This window comes from Streptomyces sp. NPDC001156 (genome assembly GCF_053598275.1).
Genome location: NZ_JBSFJX010000003.1, coordinates 117855 through 132167, shown reverse-complemented (window position 1 = coordinate 132167; position 14313 = coordinate 117855). Strand labels below are relative to the sequence as shown.

Genomic DNA, 14313 nt, shown 5'->3' with positions numbered 1-14313 from the left:
GGCCGCTCCCTGCGAGCGGCCCCCTTTTTCAGTCCAGGTAGCCCCTCAACTGGTCCGCGAACGCGTGGTCCCGGAGCTTGTTCAGGGTCTTGGACTCGATCTGGCGGATGCGTTCACGCGTCACGCCGAAGATGCGGCCTATCTCCTCGAGGGTGCGGGGACGGCCGTCTGCGAGGCCGTACCGGAGCTGTACGACCTTCCTCTCCCGTTCGCCAAGGGTGGAGAGAACCGCCTCCAGGTGCTCCCTGAGCAGCAGGAACGCCGCGGACTCGACCGGGCTCGCGGCGTCGCCGTCCTCGATGAGGTCGCCGAGGGCCACGTCGTCCTCCTCGCCCACGGGGGCGTGCAGGGAGACGGGTTCCTGGGCGAGCCGCAGCACCTCACTGACGCGCTCGCTGGGCAGCTCCAGATGGGCGGCGACCTCTTCCGGCGTCGGCTCGTAGCCGCGCTCCTGGAGCATACGGCGCTGGACGCGGACGACGCGGTTGATGAGTTCGACCACGTGGACCGGGACGCGGATGGTGCGGGCCTGGTCGGCCAGGGCTCGGGACATGGCCTGACGGATCCACCAGGTCGCGTACGTCGAGAACTTGTAGCCGCGGGCGTAGTCGAACTTCTCGACGGCCCTGATCAGGCCGAGGTTCCCCTCCTGCACGAGGTCCAGCATGGTCAGTCCGCGGCCGACGTACCGCTTGGCGACGGAGACGACGAGCCGCAGGTTGGCCTCGATGAGCCGGCGCTTGGCCATCCGGCCCATGACCACCAGCCGGTCCAGGTCCAGGGCGAGCCGGGTGTCCAGGTCCGGAGAGCTGACCAGCTTCTCCTCGGCGAACAGGCCGGCTTCGACACGGCGGGCGAGCTCCACCTCCTCGGCTGCCGTGAGCAGGGGGATGCGGCCGATCTCGCGCAGATACTGACGGAACAGGTCCGAGGAGGGGCTGCCGCTTGTCTCCGCGGGGGCGCGCAGCGGTTCGACGGGCTCGGGCTCCTCGGTGGCCTCGCCCGCGGGTGGCTCGTCGAGTTCGGGCGGCTCCTGAGGCTCGGCCTCCGTCCCGGGGTCCTGCGCGAGCCCGTTGTGCGTGGACACCGCCGTGAGGACGCCGGTATCCATGCCCGGCTCGTCGCTGACGACGTCGGTCTGTGTGAGGGTCTGGGTCTGCACGGGGGCGACCTCCAGGAATGTCGCTGCTGAGACATGCGGCAGCGGTATGTCGGGGATGGGTCCGGTGGTCCGCCCGCCGGCCATCCCGTAGTCGATGAGCGGAACCGCGGGGATGCCGGACCCGCTGTGGGCGGGTCGGCCGCGCTCCGAGGACTCAGGCACCGGAACCCAGTGTGGAGTACGACACATCGCTCCCACGAGGGGCGTGCGTCCACTTTTTGAGTCCGGTGCGTGACCGGGTGGTTACTCAGTTCGTTCGACCATCTGACCGGGGAACTGGGAACATAGGGGAAGGACCGATCGGGCAAGATGGGGAACATGGGCGAGAACGAGGAGCTGCGACGTCGCCTCGAGGCGGGCGAGGCGCGCGTGGACGAGGTCGTGGAGCAGCAGGCCACGACGCGTAACCTCGCCGTCGGGTCCGACCGGGACGTCGCCGCGCTGCAGGAACAGCGGCGAGCGGACATGCAGTTGATCCGGGCCTTGCGGGACACCCAGCTCGAGCATGGCAGGACGCTGCACCAACACGGGGAGCTGATGGGAGCCCTCGTGGCCGGGCAGGTCGAGCACGGCAGGATCCTGGCCGAGCACAGCGGGATGTTGCGGTCCCTGGCCGCAGGACAGGCCGCGGTCCTGGACCACCTCGGGATCGCCCCGCCCGAGTCGGGCCGGGACGACTAGGAACCCTGTGCGGCGGCGCTCACAGCGCGGCCGCCCCCCGTTCGCGCAGCGCCTGGTCGTACTGCTGCAGGACCCACAGCTCGTTCTGTACGGCGGAGAGGTGGGCCGGGTCCGCGTGGGAGCCGAGGCGGGTCAGGGTGCTCTGGATGTCGCGGACACGGCGTTCGACCGCGCGGCGGCGGACCGTGACCAGCTGGGCTCCCGCGTAGGTGTCGTCCACCTCTTTGCGCAGCATGATGGCCTCGACCGCCAGCTCCGTCACCATGGCGCGGACCGTGTCGTCGGGGGCCGCCTCGCGGACCCGGACCAGGTACTCCTGCGGGTCCTGCGCACCGTACTCCGCACCCCCCGCCTCCATGATCGTCTGGCGCACCGCCGCGTACGGCGGCGCGGTGAACTCGTCCATCCCGTACGCGTCGAACGCCGGGGAGACCAACTCCGGTCGCTGGAGGGCGAGTTTGAGCAGCTCGCGCTCGGTCGCGAAGACCGGGTTGCGAAGGTTCAGCGCCGGGCCGGAGACCGCCGGGCGGGGAGCTGCCTGGTAGGGCTGCTGGGGGTGGCGGCCGGCGGGCGCGGGTCCCCTGCCGCCCCGGTCGCGTGCCCAACGGGCCAGTTGCGCCACCCGCTTGACCACGAACTGGGTGTCGAGGATGCCGAGCATGCCGGCGAGCTGGACCGCGACCTCGTGCTGGGCGCCGCTGTTCTTGATGCGGGCGACGATGGGGGCCGCCTCGTCAAGGGCTGCGGCGCGGCCGGCGGGGGTGTCGAGGTCGTACCGTACGACGATCTGGCGGAGCGCGAACTCGAAGAGCGGGGTGCGGGGTTCGACCAGGTCGGATACGGCCTCGTCACCCTTCGCCAGGCGCAGCTCGCAGGGGTCCATGCCGTCCGGCGCGATCGCGATGTACGTCTCGGCGGCGAACTTCTGGTCGTCCTCGAAGGCGCGCAGTGCCGCCTTCTGTCCGGCCGCGTCACCGTCGAAGGTGAAGATCACCCGGGCCGAGCCGTTGTCCATCAGCAGCCGTCGCAGGATCTTGATGTGCTCACCGCCGAAGGCCGTGCCGCAGGTCGCGATGGCCGTGGTGACCCCCGCGAGATGGCAGGCCATGACGTCCGTGTACCCCTCGACGACCACCGCCCGGCTCGACTTCGCGATGTCCTTCTTCGCCAGGTCGATGCCGTACAGGACCTGCGATTTCCGGTAGATCGCCGTATCGGGCGTGTTGAGGTACTTCGGCCCGTTGTCCGCCTCGTACAGCTTTCGTGCGCCGAAGCCCACCACGTCGCCGCCGATGTCGCGGATCGGCCACATCAGCCGGCCCCGGAAGCGGTCGATGGGGCCGCGGCGGCCCTCCTGGGAGAGACCTGACAGCAGCAGTTCCTTGTCGCTGAAGCCCTTGCCGCGCAGAAAGCGGGTGAGGTGGTCCCAGCCCTGGGGGCTGTAGCCGACGCCGAAGTGGAGCGCGGCGGCCTGGTCGAAGCCGCGCTCGGCCAGGAACTTCCGTCCCGTCTCCGCCTCGGGGCCGGAGCCGAGCTGCTCCGCGTACCATTCGGCGGCCAGCTTGTGGGCCTCGACCAGGCGGATGCGCTCACCGCGCTGGTGGGTCGGGTTGTACCCGCCCTCCTCGTACCGCAGCGTGATGCCTGTCCGGGCGGCGAGGCGCTCGACCGCCTCGGAGAAGGAAAGGTGGTCGACCTTCATCACGAACGTGATGGTGTCGCCGCCCTCCTGGCAGCCGAAGCAGTGGAACAGGCCCTTGCTCGGGCTGACCTGGAAGGACGGGGACTTCTCGTCGTGGAACGGGCACAGGCCCTTGAGGTTGCCGCCGCCCGCGTTGCGCAGCTGGAGGTATTCGGACACGACGGAGTCGATCGGGACCGCGTCCCGTACCGCCTTCACGTCCTCGTCGTTGATCCGTCCTGCCACGAGGAGATTCTACGGTGGCGCACCGACAGCCACGGGGCTCGTGCGGCGCCCCGGCGAAGACGCGGGGCGCACGCGCGGGCACCTAGGCGGACAGGCTCTCCAGCGGCACTCCGGGGTCCGCCAGCGCCTCCGGGTTCACCACGGTCCTGGCCCGGATCAGGTCCTGGATGCGGTCTGTGACGTCCCACACATTCACGTTCATACCGGCCAGCACCCTCCCCTCCTTCAGCCAGAAGGCGATGAAGTGCCGCTTTCCGGCGTCGCCCCGGATCACCACCTCGTCGTACGACCCCGGCGGCGCCCACCCCGAGTACTCCATCCCGAGGTCGTACTGGTCGGAGAAGAAGTAGGGCACGCGGTCGTAGGTGATGTCCTTGCCCAGCATCGACCGGGCGGCCGCAGGGCCGCCGTTGAGGGCGTTGGCCCAGTGCTCGACCCGCAGCCGGGTGCCGAACAGCTCGTGCCGGAAGGACGCCACGTCCCCCGCCGCGTAGATGTGCGGGTCGGAGGTGCGCAACCCCGCGTCCACCGCGACGCCGCCCCCTTGCGCGCGGTCGGCCAGCTCCAGCCCCGCCGACTCCGCCAGGGCGACCCGCGGCGCCGCGCCGATGGCGGCGAGCACGTCGTGCGCGGGGTGCTCGTCGCCATCGTCGGTGCGGGCGGCCAGCACCATGCCGTCCTGGCCGACGATCTCGGTGAGCCGTACGCCGAAGCGGAAGCGGACGCCGTGCTCGCGGTGCACTTCGGCGAAGAGGTTGCCCAGCTCGGGGCCGAGGACCGCGTGCAGCGGGGTCGGCTCGGCTTCCACGACGGTCACCTCGGCGCCGTACTCGCGGGCCGCCGCCGCGACCTCCAGGCCGATCCAGCCGGCGCCCGCGATCACGAGGTGGCCGTTGTCCCGGCCGAGCGAGGCGAGGACGCCCTTGAGCCGCTCGGCGTGGGCGAGCCGGCGCAGATGGTGGACACCGGCGAGATCGGTGCCCGGGATGTCGAGGCGCCGGGGCTCGGCTCCGGTCGCGAGCAGCAGCTTGTCGTAGCGGACGAGGGTGCCGTCGTCACCGAACCGGACCGTCCTGGCCTCGCGGTCGAGGGCGACGACGGTCTGGCCGAGGTGCAGCTCGATGTCGTTCTGCGCGTACCAGGCGGGCTTGTGGACGAAGACGCTGTCTCGCTCCTCCTTGCCGAGGAGGTACCCCTTGGAGAGCGGGGGCCGCTCGTAGGGGTGGTCACGTTCGTCGCAGATCAGTATCACCCGGCCGGTGAAACCCTCCGCGCGGAGTGTCTCGGCCGCTTTCGCACCGGCGAGACCTCCCCCGACGATGACGAACGTCTGATCCGCGTCGACCACTTGATGCCTCCTCTTAAGGATGTCGCCATATGCGAGCCTCTCGCATGGAGCGTGGTGCGGGAAGAGGGAGTGCCCCGATCAGGCCGGGTCCCGTCACCTTCGGCTCATGTCCGCCGGGTCAGCCGTGCGTGCAGGGAGCGCGCCGAGGCGTCCGTGAGCGAGGCGATCTGGTCGACGATCACCCGTTTGCGGGCGCGGTCGTCGGCCGCCTCGGCGAACAGGGCCCGGAACTGCGGGTCGAGTCCTTCGGGGGCCCGGGCGGTGAGCGCCTCGGCCAGCTCGGCGACCACGACACGCTGGTCGGCGCGGAGCCGCTCCTGCTCGGCGCGCTGCATCACGTACCGGTCGGCGACCGCCTTGAGGACCGCGCACTCCATGCGGGCGCCGGCCGGTACGACGAGTTCGGCGGCGTACCGCGTGAGGCGCCCGCTGCCGTAGGCCGCCCGGGTGGCGCCCTCCGCGGCCAGGCAGAAGCGGCCGATGAGCTGGCTGGTGGCGTCCTTCAGCCGGGCCTGGGCGACCGCGGAGCCGTCGTAGCCGCGCGGCCACCACTCCTGGGTGAGAAGCCGGTCGAGGGCCTCGGCCAGTTCCTCGGGGTCGGTGTCCGCCGGCACGTACCGCCCGAGGGCGACGGCGAACACCGCCTGCCGCTCCGGCTCGGCGTGCAGGCAACCGGGGTCGATATGGCCGGCGTGCAGGCCGTCCTCGAAGTCGTGCACCGAGTAGGCCACGTCGTCGGACCAGTCCATGACCTGGGCCTCGAAGCAGGTGCGGTGGCCGGGGGCGTCCTTGCGGACCCAGTCGAAGACGGGGCGGTCGTCCTCGTAGACACCGAACTTCCGGGACGTGGGATCGGTGGGGTGGGCGCCGCGCGGCCAGGGGTACTTGGTGGCGGCGTCGAGGACGGCCCGCGTCAGGTTGAGGCCCACACTGACGAGTTCACCGGTGTCGGCCCCCACGAAACGCTTGGGCTCGATGCGGGCGAGCAGCCGCAGGGACTGGGCGTTGCCCTCGAAGCCGCCGCAGTCCTCCGCGAACTCGTTCAGCGCCTGCTCGCCGTTGTGCCCGAACGGCGGGTGGCCGAGGTCGTGGGAGAGACAGGCCGCCTCGACGAGGTCGGGGTCGCAACCGAGGGCGGCGCCGAGCTCACGGCCGACCTGGGCGCATTCCAGCGAGTGGGTGAGCCGGGTGCGGGGGCTGGCGTCCCAGGCGTCGGTACTGGTCTCGCCCGCGGCCGCGGAGCCGAGGGCCTGGGAGATGCCCGGGGCGACGACCTGTGTCTTGCCAGCGAGCCGACGCAGCGCCGCCGAGTGCAGCACCCGCGCGCGGTCGCGCTGGAAGGCCGTGCGTCCCGGGCGTTTGTCGGGTTCGGGTGCCCAGCGCTCGACGGCCGCCGCGTCGTACGCCGAGCCGGCCGCGCCGTTCTCGTACCGCGCGCAAGTGTCGTAGGCCTTCGGTGCAGTCCCGTCCATGACCCGACAGTAATCGCAGCGAATGACAATCGGGATTCGGGCGTCCGTCTACCGGCGGGCCGTTTCGCGGGCGCACGGGTGAAGGGCGGCCTCGGGTTCTCCCGGGCGAACGCGGCCGGATTCGGGGCGGGAGCGCCGAGGGGTGTAGGCGCGGACGGGGGTCCCGGAACCGGCCGGCCGGAGCGGAGCCGGTGGGTTCAGGCCGTGGCCAGCGCGGGCTCGGCGGTCGGCTCGGCAGGCGCGAGTGCCTGGTCGTAGCGGTGCAGGACGAGCCGGGCCATCGCCGGGTGGGCGCCGAGCGGGGCCGCGGCGATCCCGGGGGCGGCCTCGGCGCACTCCGTGGCGAAGCGGCCGGGCGCGGCGAAGCAGGAGGCGACGGCGATCCGGTGACGGCCGCGGGCGGCAAGCGCGCGCACCGCCTCGGACACGGTGGGCGTGGCGGCGGAGGCATAGGCGGGGACGACGGGGACGTCCAGGCGTTCGGCGAGGAGCTCCGCGATGCGACGGGTATCGACGGCGGAGTCCCGGTCGCGGGAACCGGCGGCGGCGAGCACGACGGCGCTCGCCCGGCGCCGGCCGTCGCTGAGCGTGGTGCGCCAGCCCGCCTCGACGAGCCGGGCGTAGAGGGTCTCCACAAGGAGGGGGTGTGATCCGAGCGGTGCGGCGATACGGATGTCCGTCCGCGCCGCCGCGACGGCTTCGGGGATGTCCCGTTTGACGTGGTGGCCGCGGCTGATGAGCAGCGGTACGAGGACGGCGCCGGGGTCGCCGAGCGCGGCGAGCGTGTCGGGCAGCAGGGGCTCGTTCAGCTCGATGTGCCCGAGGTGCACGGGCAGGTGGGGGCGCAGTTCGCGGACCCGTTCGGCGAGGGTGCGCACGGTGGACAGGGCGCGCGGGTCGCGGCTGCCGTGTGCCACGAGGACCAGCGCGGGCGGGGCCGGGCGCCGGGAGCCGTTCATGCTGACCAGGCCGAGCCGGCTGCCGAGCTGACTGGTGATCCGGTCCATCAGTTGCGCCGTGCTGTCGAGGTGGGCGCCCTGGAGCGGCCGGCCGCCGGGGCTGGGCTGGGACTCGTCTCGAGGAGGGTTCGACGCCGTCATGGACCGATCCTGGCGGCAGCAGATTGCCGGGCTGTTGCACCACCGTGACCGCGCTGTTTTCCGGGACTTCACCTCATCGGGGCGCAAGGGGTGAGAAGCGCGGTGCCGTCCGCAGCCCCTCGCGGGGAGCGGGGCCGTCGACCGCGGGTCCGTCCGAGTCCGGCGCGAACCGGATCACCGTACGCTACGTCCTCACTGGTGACACTGGTGAGAGCGAGCGACCCGGGGGGACGCGTTTCGATGGGCCTGCCGCGCCTGAGGATCCGCAGACCGAAGCTGCCGCGTACGCGTGCGGGACAGCGGCGGGCCGTACAGGGTCTTGTACTGCTGTGTGTGCTGGCGCTACTGCCGGCGACCTGGATGTTCCTGACCACGGGCAGCCGGCTGCGCACGACCGCGGATGTGCCCCGCACCGATGTGGCCGTCGTCTTCGGCGCCGGCCTGTGGGACGGCGAGCCGTCGCCGTACCTCGCCCACCGGCTCGACGCGGCCGCGCAGCTGTACCGGGCGGGCCGGATCAAGGTAGTCCTGGTCACCGGCGACAACAGCCGCGACGACTACGACGAGCCGGACGCCATGCGCGTCTATCTGACGAAGCACGGTGTACCGGGCGGCCGGGTCGTGCGCGACTACGCCGGGTTCGACACCTGGGACTCCTGCGTCCGGGCGAAGAAGATCTTCGGTGTGGACCGGGCGGTCCTGATCAGCCAGGGCTTCCACATCCGGCGCGCCGTCGCCCTGTGCCGGGCGGCGGGCGTGACGTCGTACGGCGTCGGCGTCGACGACAAGCACGACGCGACCTGGTACTACGGCGGCACGCGAGAGGTCCTCGCGGCGGGCAAGGCGGCCGTGGACGCGCTGTTCCAGCCGGACCCGACCTTCCTCGGCCCCAAGGAGCAGGGGGTCGTGAAGGCACTCGCGGCGGCGCGGGGCTGAGGGCGCGGAGCACGGGCGGACGGGACCTCACCGCGCCGGGCGGCCCGCGGGGAGGCCGCCGTCCCGGCCGTGTAACCGGCGGCCGCCACGGCACGTAACACCGCCGACGCAGGCTGGGCGGTATGCGGAACACCTCGACGCCCACCCATTGCCCGTACTGCGCACTCCAGTGCGGGATGAATCTCTCGCCCGCCCCGACGGGAGGCGTCGAGGTGAGCGAGCGCGCGGACTTCCCGGTGAACCGGGGCGCGCTGTGCGGCAAGGGCCGGACGGCACCCGCGCTGCTGTCGTCGGGGGTCCGGCTGACCTCGCCGTTGGTGCGCCGCGCAGGGGTTCTCAGGCCCGCCGGGTGGGAGGAGGCCCTGGACCGCGTAGCCGGGGAGCTCGCCCGGGCGCGGGCGGAGCACGGCCCGGACGCGCTCGGGGTGTTCGGCGGGGGCGGCCTGACCAACGAGAAGGCGTACGCGCTCGGGAAGTTCGCCCGGGTGGTCCTCGGCACCTCGCAGATCGACTACAACGGGCGGTTCTGCATGTCGTCGGCGGCGGCCGCGGGCGTACGGGCGTTCGGCCTGGACCGGGGGCTGCCGTTCCCGCTGGAGGACGTGCCGCGCACCGGATGCGTGATCCTCGTCGGCTCCAACCTGGCGGAGACGATGCCGCCCGCGCTGCGGTATCTGACGGAACTGAAGGAGAACGGCGGCACGTTGATCGTCGTCGACCCGCGGCGTACCCGGACGGCCGAGCAGGCGGACCTGCATCTGGCGCCCCGGCCGGGCACGGATCTGGCGCTGGCGCTCGGTCTGCTGCACCTGATCGTGGCCGAGGGCCGCACGGACGAGGCGTACATAAGGGAGCGCACCCGCGGCTGGGAGGAGGCGCGGGCCGCGGCGATGGCGCACTGGCCGGAGTACGTCGAGCGGATCACCGGGGTGTCCGTGCCCGAACTCCGGGCGGTGGTACGGCTGTTCTGCGAGCCGAAGGCCGCGATGGTGCTCACCGCCCGCGGACCCGAGCAGCAGTCCAAGGGCACGGACACGGTGGGTGCGTGGATCGACCTGTGCCTGGCGACCGGCCGCGCGGGCCGGCCGCTGTCCGGCTTCGGCTGCCTGACGGGCCAGGGCAACGGGCAGGGCGGCCGCGAACACGGCCAGAAGGCGGACCAGTTGCCCGGCTACCGCAGCCTGACGGACCCCGCGGCGCGGCGCCATGTCGCCCGGGTGTGGGGGGTGGACCCGGACGCACTGCCGGGCCCGGGCCGCAGCGCCTACGAACTCCTCGACGCGCTGGGCACGGACGTCCGCACGCTGCTGCTGATGGGGTCCAACCCGGTGGTGTCGGCACCGCGCGCGGCGCACATCGAGGACCGGCTACGCTCACTGGACTTCCTCGCCGTGTGCGACGTGGTCCGCTCCGAGACGGCGGAACTGGCCGACGTGGTCCTGCCGGTCACGCAGTGGGCGGAGGAGACGGGCACCACGACCAGCCTGGAGGGCAGGGTCCTGCTGCGCCGCCGGGCGCTCGCCCCGCCGCCCGGGGTCCGCAGCGATCTGGAGGTCCTGCACGAACTGGCCGCCCGGCTGGGCATGGAGAAGGGCTTCCCCACGGACCCGGAGGAGGTCTTCGGCGAACTGCGCCGCGCGACTGCGGGCGGCCCGGCGGACTACTCCGGGATCACCTACCGGAGGCTGGCGGAGGAGAACGGGGTGTTCTGGCCGTGCCCGGCGCCGGCCGCCGGGGAGGACGTACTCCCGGATGATTCCGGGCTCCACGGGCCACCGACCGCCGTTCACCCTGGTACCCCCCGCCTCTTCCTCGACCGTTTCGCCACCGGTGACGGGCGGGCGCGGTTCGCCGCTGTGTCGTACCGTCCCGCCGCCGAGGAGCCCGACGACGACTATCCGGTACTGCTGACCACCGGCCGGGTCGTCGCCCAGTACCAGTCGGGGGCGCAGACGCGGCGCGTGGAGGAGCTGAACGCCGCCGCGCCGGGCCCGTATGTGGAGATGCATCCCCGGCTGGCCGAGCGGCTCGGCGCGGTGGACGGGGAGGCGGTGGCCGTGGTGTCACGACGGGGCCGGGCCGTCGCACCCGCGCGGATCAGCCGTGCCATTCGGCCCGACACCGTCTTCATGCCCTTCCACTGGCCGGGCGAGGGCCGCGCCAACACGCTGACCAATCCGGCGCTCGACCCCACTTCCCGGATGCCGGAGTTCAAGGTGTGCGCGGTACGGCTGGAGCGGGTGAGGGGCGCCGCGGGAGAGTGACTCAGGGGGTGGGCGTCCGTGAGGCGCTCGCCGCGCTGTCCGGTGGCGGGGTGCTCGCTGTCGCTCCGCCGGACGGCACGCCCGGCTGCGGTGCCCCGGACGTCCCGCCGGACGATCGGGACTCCGGGAGCGGGGAGCCGTCGCCGCGCGTGCTTTCCCCTGTGTTCTCCCGCGTGGGATCGATCCCGATGGTCAGCGTCGCCAGCAGCCCCTTGTCCGCGTCCCTGGTGACGTGCATCAGCCCGTCCCTCGTGCCGCCTCCGCGGTACACCAGGTCCTGAGCGAGACGGGTGCGCGTGCCGGTGTGCCGGGTGTAGGGGTCCCTCGCGCCGACCTCGTCGGAGTACCGGTCCGCGAAGAAGAGCTGGCCGGTCCAGTTGACCCTGCCGTCCGCGTAGGTGCCGCCGGTCGCTCTGCCTCCGGTGTGCACCCTGACGTGGATGTGCGGGGCCCGCCGCCCATACCAGCCGGGGAAGACGGTCGCGAACTCGGCGGTCCCGCCGGCGTCGGTCGTCTGGAAGCCCCGCAGATACGTCCGTGGGTTCGCGCCGCTGTTGTCGCTGCCCGCGGCGGGCACGGTGCCGCCCGGCCGCGCGGTCGGGTAGCCGGAGTAGTAGCCCCAGGCGTCGCAGTGCCAGACCTCCACCGCGGCGTCCTTGAGGAGCGCGCACGCGTGTGGCTCGTCGCGCACGGTCAGCCGCAGCGTGAGCGGGACGCCCTTCTTGCCCCCGGTGATGTCTGCGGAACGGGGCGCCGGCGAGGTGGTAGGGCCCCACGGTGACGCTCGGGTTGAGGACGCACAGTCCGTCGCCGGGAGCGGGGCTCGGCACCTTGCCGGGACCGGGGCCCCGGGAGACCCGGGACGGGGGAGCAGGAACTGAGCACGGGCCCCAGGACGGCACCCGCGGCGGCGCCGCCCAGCGCGAGCGCCCGCCGCCGGGTGAAGTCGCTTTCGCTCATGGCCCGGACCCTAGGCGCAGCATCGTGGCTGCGGGAGAGGGCACACAGGGCGGTCGCCCGCACGAGCGATGCGGCCACGCCCCTTCTCCGGCTCACTCGAAAGCCGGACATCCCGGGTCTCAGCGGCGCGCCGACCAGTCCCCGCCCTCGATGGGTCTGCCGTGCGCGCGCAGCCGTGCGGCGACCGCGGGCCCCGCGACATAGACCCAGGCGTGCACGGTCCTGCCGTCGGCGGCCGTGACGTCCCGGCGCACCCGCTCGTACAAGGTGTGGGGATCACCCGGCACGTACTCCTCCAGCCGGTCGAGGGTGGCGAGCAGTTCGCCGTACGCCTCGGGCAGCGCGGTGACGATCTCACCGGTGACCGTGCCCCCGTCCTGCTCCACCGCGTACGGGTATCCGGGGCCGTCGTACAGCACGGCGCCGGGCAGCAGGCCGGGCTCCTCGCGGCGGGTGCGGCCGCGCAGGAAGAGGTCGTGGTTGTACTCGCCGGGGCGCAGCGTCCCGTACACGAAGAACGGCAGTCTCACGCGTCCGCTCCCTCGCCCGTCCTGTCGGCCGCAACCATGCGTCGTCTTACCTTCGCACCTTTGACCGCGCCTGCCGAAACGATCCTCACCCCCCACACACATCTCCCCGACCGCGCTATGGACATGACATGTCATGAACCCTTAAATCAGGGGAACGCCTGAGGTCCCCGCCTCCGGCCCCCCTATGCGCCCCCACGCGCCTTCCCGAGGAGACCGATGAGTCGGATACGGCACATCCGAGGTTCCCGTCTCACCGCGGCCGGTACCGCCGCGACCACCGCCGCCCTGCTGGCCGCCGCTCTCGCCCCCGCCCCCACCGCCGGCGCCACCGACAGACCCAGCCGGGTCACCGCGATCGACAACGCCGCCGCGGCACTGGTGCACCAGGCCACGCGTCTGGGCCTGACCCCGGCACAGGGCACGAGCGTACGCGACGTCGTCGTGGACGCCGACGGCAGCCAGCATGTGCGCTACGACCGTACGTACCGTCAGCTCCCCGTCCTCGGCGGCGACTTCGTCGTCCACATGAGCCCGAACGGCTCCTACCGCAGCTCGGACCGGGCCACGAAGCGTGCCATCACCGTGCCGACGACCACTCCCTCCGTCAAGGCTCCCGAGGCGGCCGACCTGGCCACCGCCGCGCTGCGCGCTGCGAACGCCGGCGAGCTGCTGAAGAAGGTGACCGCCAAGCCGCAGCTCGTCGTCGACGCGCTGCACGGGGCGCCGCGGCTCGCCTGGCGTACCGATGTCGTGGGCCAGGACTCGCTCGGCAACCCGGTCGCCCGCACGGTCCTCACGGACGCCCGCACCGGGAAGCAGATCGACGCGTGGGACAGCATCGAGACGGCGAGCGGCGACGGGCAGTCCCTCTACAGCGGCACGGTCGGTCTTGAGACGACGCAGTCCGGATCGACGTACCAGCTCAAGGACCCGACCCGGGGCAACACCTACACCGGCGACGCCGCGAACAAGACGGACCTGTGCTTCCTCGGGATCTGCTTCAGCCGTGCGCCCGCCACCCTGTTCACCGACTCCGACAACCACTGGGGCACGGGCACGGCCTCGGACCGCTCCTCGGCGGCGGTGGACGCGCAGTACGGCACCGACGAGACCTGGGACTACTACAAGAACGTCCACGGCCGCAACGGCATCGCGGGCGACGGCAAGGGCTCGTACAACCGTGTACACTACGGCACCAACTACAACAACGCCTTCTGGGACGACAGCTGCTTCTGCATGACGTACGGCGACGGCGACGGGACGACCTTCGGCCCGCTGGTGGCGCTGGACGTGGCGGGCCACGAGATGTCGCACGGCGTGACGTCGAAGACGGCGGCGCTGACGTACTCGGGCGAGTCGGGCGGCCTGAACGAGGCGACCTCGGACATCTTCGGAACCCTGGTGGAGTGGTACGCCAACAACTCCTCCGACCCCGGTGACTATCTCATCGGCGAGAAGATCGTCCGCTCGGGCTTCGGCAAGTCGGCGCTCAGGTACATGGACAAGCCGTCGAAGGACGGGAACTCGGCGGACTGCTGGAGCTCGTCGGTCGGGAACCTCGACGTCCACTACTCCTCGGGCGTGGCCAACCACTTCGCGTACCTGCTGGCGGAAGGCAGCGGCGCGAAGACCCTCAACGGTGTCTCCTACGACTCCCCCACCTGCAACGGCTCCACGGTGACGGGCATCGGCCGGGACAAGCTCGGCAAGATCTGGTACCGGGCCCTGACGGTCTACATGACGTCCTCGACGAACTACGCGGGGGCGCGCACGGCCACGCTGAACGCGGCCAAGGACCTCTACGGCGCGGGCAGCACCGAGTACAACGCGGTGGCGGCGGCGTGGAGCGCGGTCAACGTGAGTTGATCACCGCCGTGCCGCGGCGGGCGTAAATCCGTGGCGGGCCGGGTCCCGGTGCGCCTACGCTCCGGCA

At 72.2% G+C, this 14313-nt stretch carries 11 protein-coding genes; 4 read left to right on the top strand and 7 right to left on the bottom strand.

Features of this window, described 5'->3' with window-relative positions:
* Positions 1-28 precede the first annotated feature (28 nt).
* The gene (locus tag ACWDA7_RS02865) at positions 29-1324 is read right to left on the bottom strand and encodes an RNA polymerase sigma factor (protein ID WP_450602449.1); all 1296 of its coding nucleotides are present in this window, start codon (positions 1322-1324) and stop codon (positions 29-31) included.
* A gap of 156 nt (positions 1325-1480) precedes the next feature.
* Between ACWDA7_RS02865 and ACWDA7_RS02860 the strand changes: the two genes are divergently transcribed.
* Positions 1481-1843 (top strand): hypothetical protein, encoded by a 363-nt coding sequence (locus ACWDA7_RS02860; RefSeq protein ID WP_450602448.1) that lies wholly within the window; start codon positions 1481-1483, stop codon positions 1841-1843.
* 19 nt (positions 1844-1862) lie between these two features.
* Here the strand turns inward: ACWDA7_RS02860 and dnaG are convergent, their stop codons facing one another.
* The 4 genes from dnaG to ACWDA7_RS02840 all read right to left on the bottom strand — a co-directional run bounded on the left by dnaG (position 1863) and on the right by ACWDA7_RS02840 (position 7690).
* On the bottom strand, positions 1863-3770 hold the full coding sequence (dnaG, locus tag ACWDA7_RS02855; RefSeq protein WP_450602447.1) for a DNA primase: 1908 nt from the start codon (positions 3768-3770) through the stop codon (positions 1863-1865).
* 82 nt (positions 3771-3852) lie between these two features.
* Positions 3853-5118, bottom strand: coding sequence for an FAD-dependent oxidoreductase (locus ACWDA7_RS02850; RefSeq protein WP_432927331.1), 1266 nt, complete (start codon positions 5116-5118; stop codon positions 3853-3855).
* Positions 5119-5222: 104 nt separating this feature from the next.
* Entirely contained in the window at positions 5223-6590 is a 1368-nt protein-coding gene (locus tag ACWDA7_RS02845) for a deoxyguanosinetriphosphate triphosphohydrolase (RefSeq protein WP_450602446.1), read from the bottom strand.
* 197 nt (positions 6591-6787) lie between these two features.
* A complete protein-coding gene (locus tag ACWDA7_RS02840; protein ID WP_450602445.1) occupies positions 6788-7690 on the bottom strand; it encodes a sirohydrochlorin chelatase in 903 nt (300 codons plus the stop codon).
* Between the two features lie 240 nt (positions 7691-7930).
* Between ACWDA7_RS02840 and ACWDA7_RS02835 the strand changes: the two genes are divergently transcribed.
* Entirely contained in the window at positions 7931-8626 is a 696-nt protein-coding gene (locus ACWDA7_RS02835; RefSeq protein ID WP_450602508.1) for a SanA/YdcF family protein, read from the top strand.
* Positions 8627-8748: 122 nt separating this feature from the next.
* Positions 8749-10890: a molybdopterin oxidoreductase family protein gene (locus ACWDA7_RS02830; protein ID WP_450602444.1), complete on the top strand. Its 2142-nt coding sequence runs from the start codon at positions 8749-8751 to the stop codon at positions 10888-10890.
* 1 nt (position 10891) lies between these two features.
* Here ACWDA7_RS02830 and ACWDA7_RS02825 read toward each other — a convergent pair whose 3' ends face one another.
* Positions 10892-11581, bottom strand: coding sequence for a protocatechuate dioxygenase (locus ACWDA7_RS02825; protein ID WP_450602443.1), 690 nt, complete (start codon positions 11579-11581; stop codon positions 10892-10894).
* Between the two features lie 388 nt (positions 11582-11969).
* Positions 11970-12380, bottom strand: coding sequence for a gamma-glutamylcyclotransferase family protein (locus tag ACWDA7_RS02820; protein WP_450602442.1), 411 nt, complete (start codon positions 12378-12380; stop codon positions 11970-11972).
* Positions 12381-12596: 216 nt separating this feature from the next.
* On the opposite strand from ACWDA7_RS02820, the gene ACWDA7_RS02815 reads away from it, so the two are divergent.
* Positions 12597-14246 (top strand): M4 family metallopeptidase, encoded by a 1650-nt coding sequence (locus ACWDA7_RS02815; RefSeq protein WP_450602441.1) that lies wholly within the window; start codon positions 12597-12599, stop codon positions 14244-14246.
* The last annotated feature ends 67 nt before the right edge of the window (positions 14247-14313 follow it).

What these genes read in the sequence shown, in the direction of transcription:
- ACWDA7_RS02840 (WP_450602445.1), bottom strand. Translation starts at nt 7,690, where the DNA reads ATGACGGCGTCGAACCCTCCTCGAGACGAGTCCCAGCCCAGCCCCGGC.
- ACWDA7_RS02835 (WP_450602508.1), top strand. Translation starts at nt 7,931, where the DNA reads ATGGGCCTGCCGCGCCTGAGGATCCGCAGACCGAAGCTGCCGCGTACG.
- ACWDA7_RS02845 (WP_450602446.1), bottom strand. Translation starts at nt 6,590, where the DNA reads ATGGACGGGACTGCACCGAAGGCCTACGACACTTGCGCGCGGTACGAG.
- ACWDA7_RS02860 (WP_450602448.1), top strand. Translation starts at nt 1,481, where the DNA reads ATGGGCGAGAACGAGGAGCTGCGACGTCGCCTCGAGGCGGGCGAGGCG.
- ACWDA7_RS02815 (WP_450602441.1), top strand. Translation starts at nt 12,597, where the DNA reads ATGAGTCGGATACGGCACATCCGAGGTTCCCGTCTCACCGCGGCCGGT.
- ACWDA7_RS02830 (WP_450602444.1), top strand. Translation starts at nt 8,749, where the DNA reads ATGCGGAACACCTCGACGCCCACCCATTGCCCGTACTGCGCACTCCAG.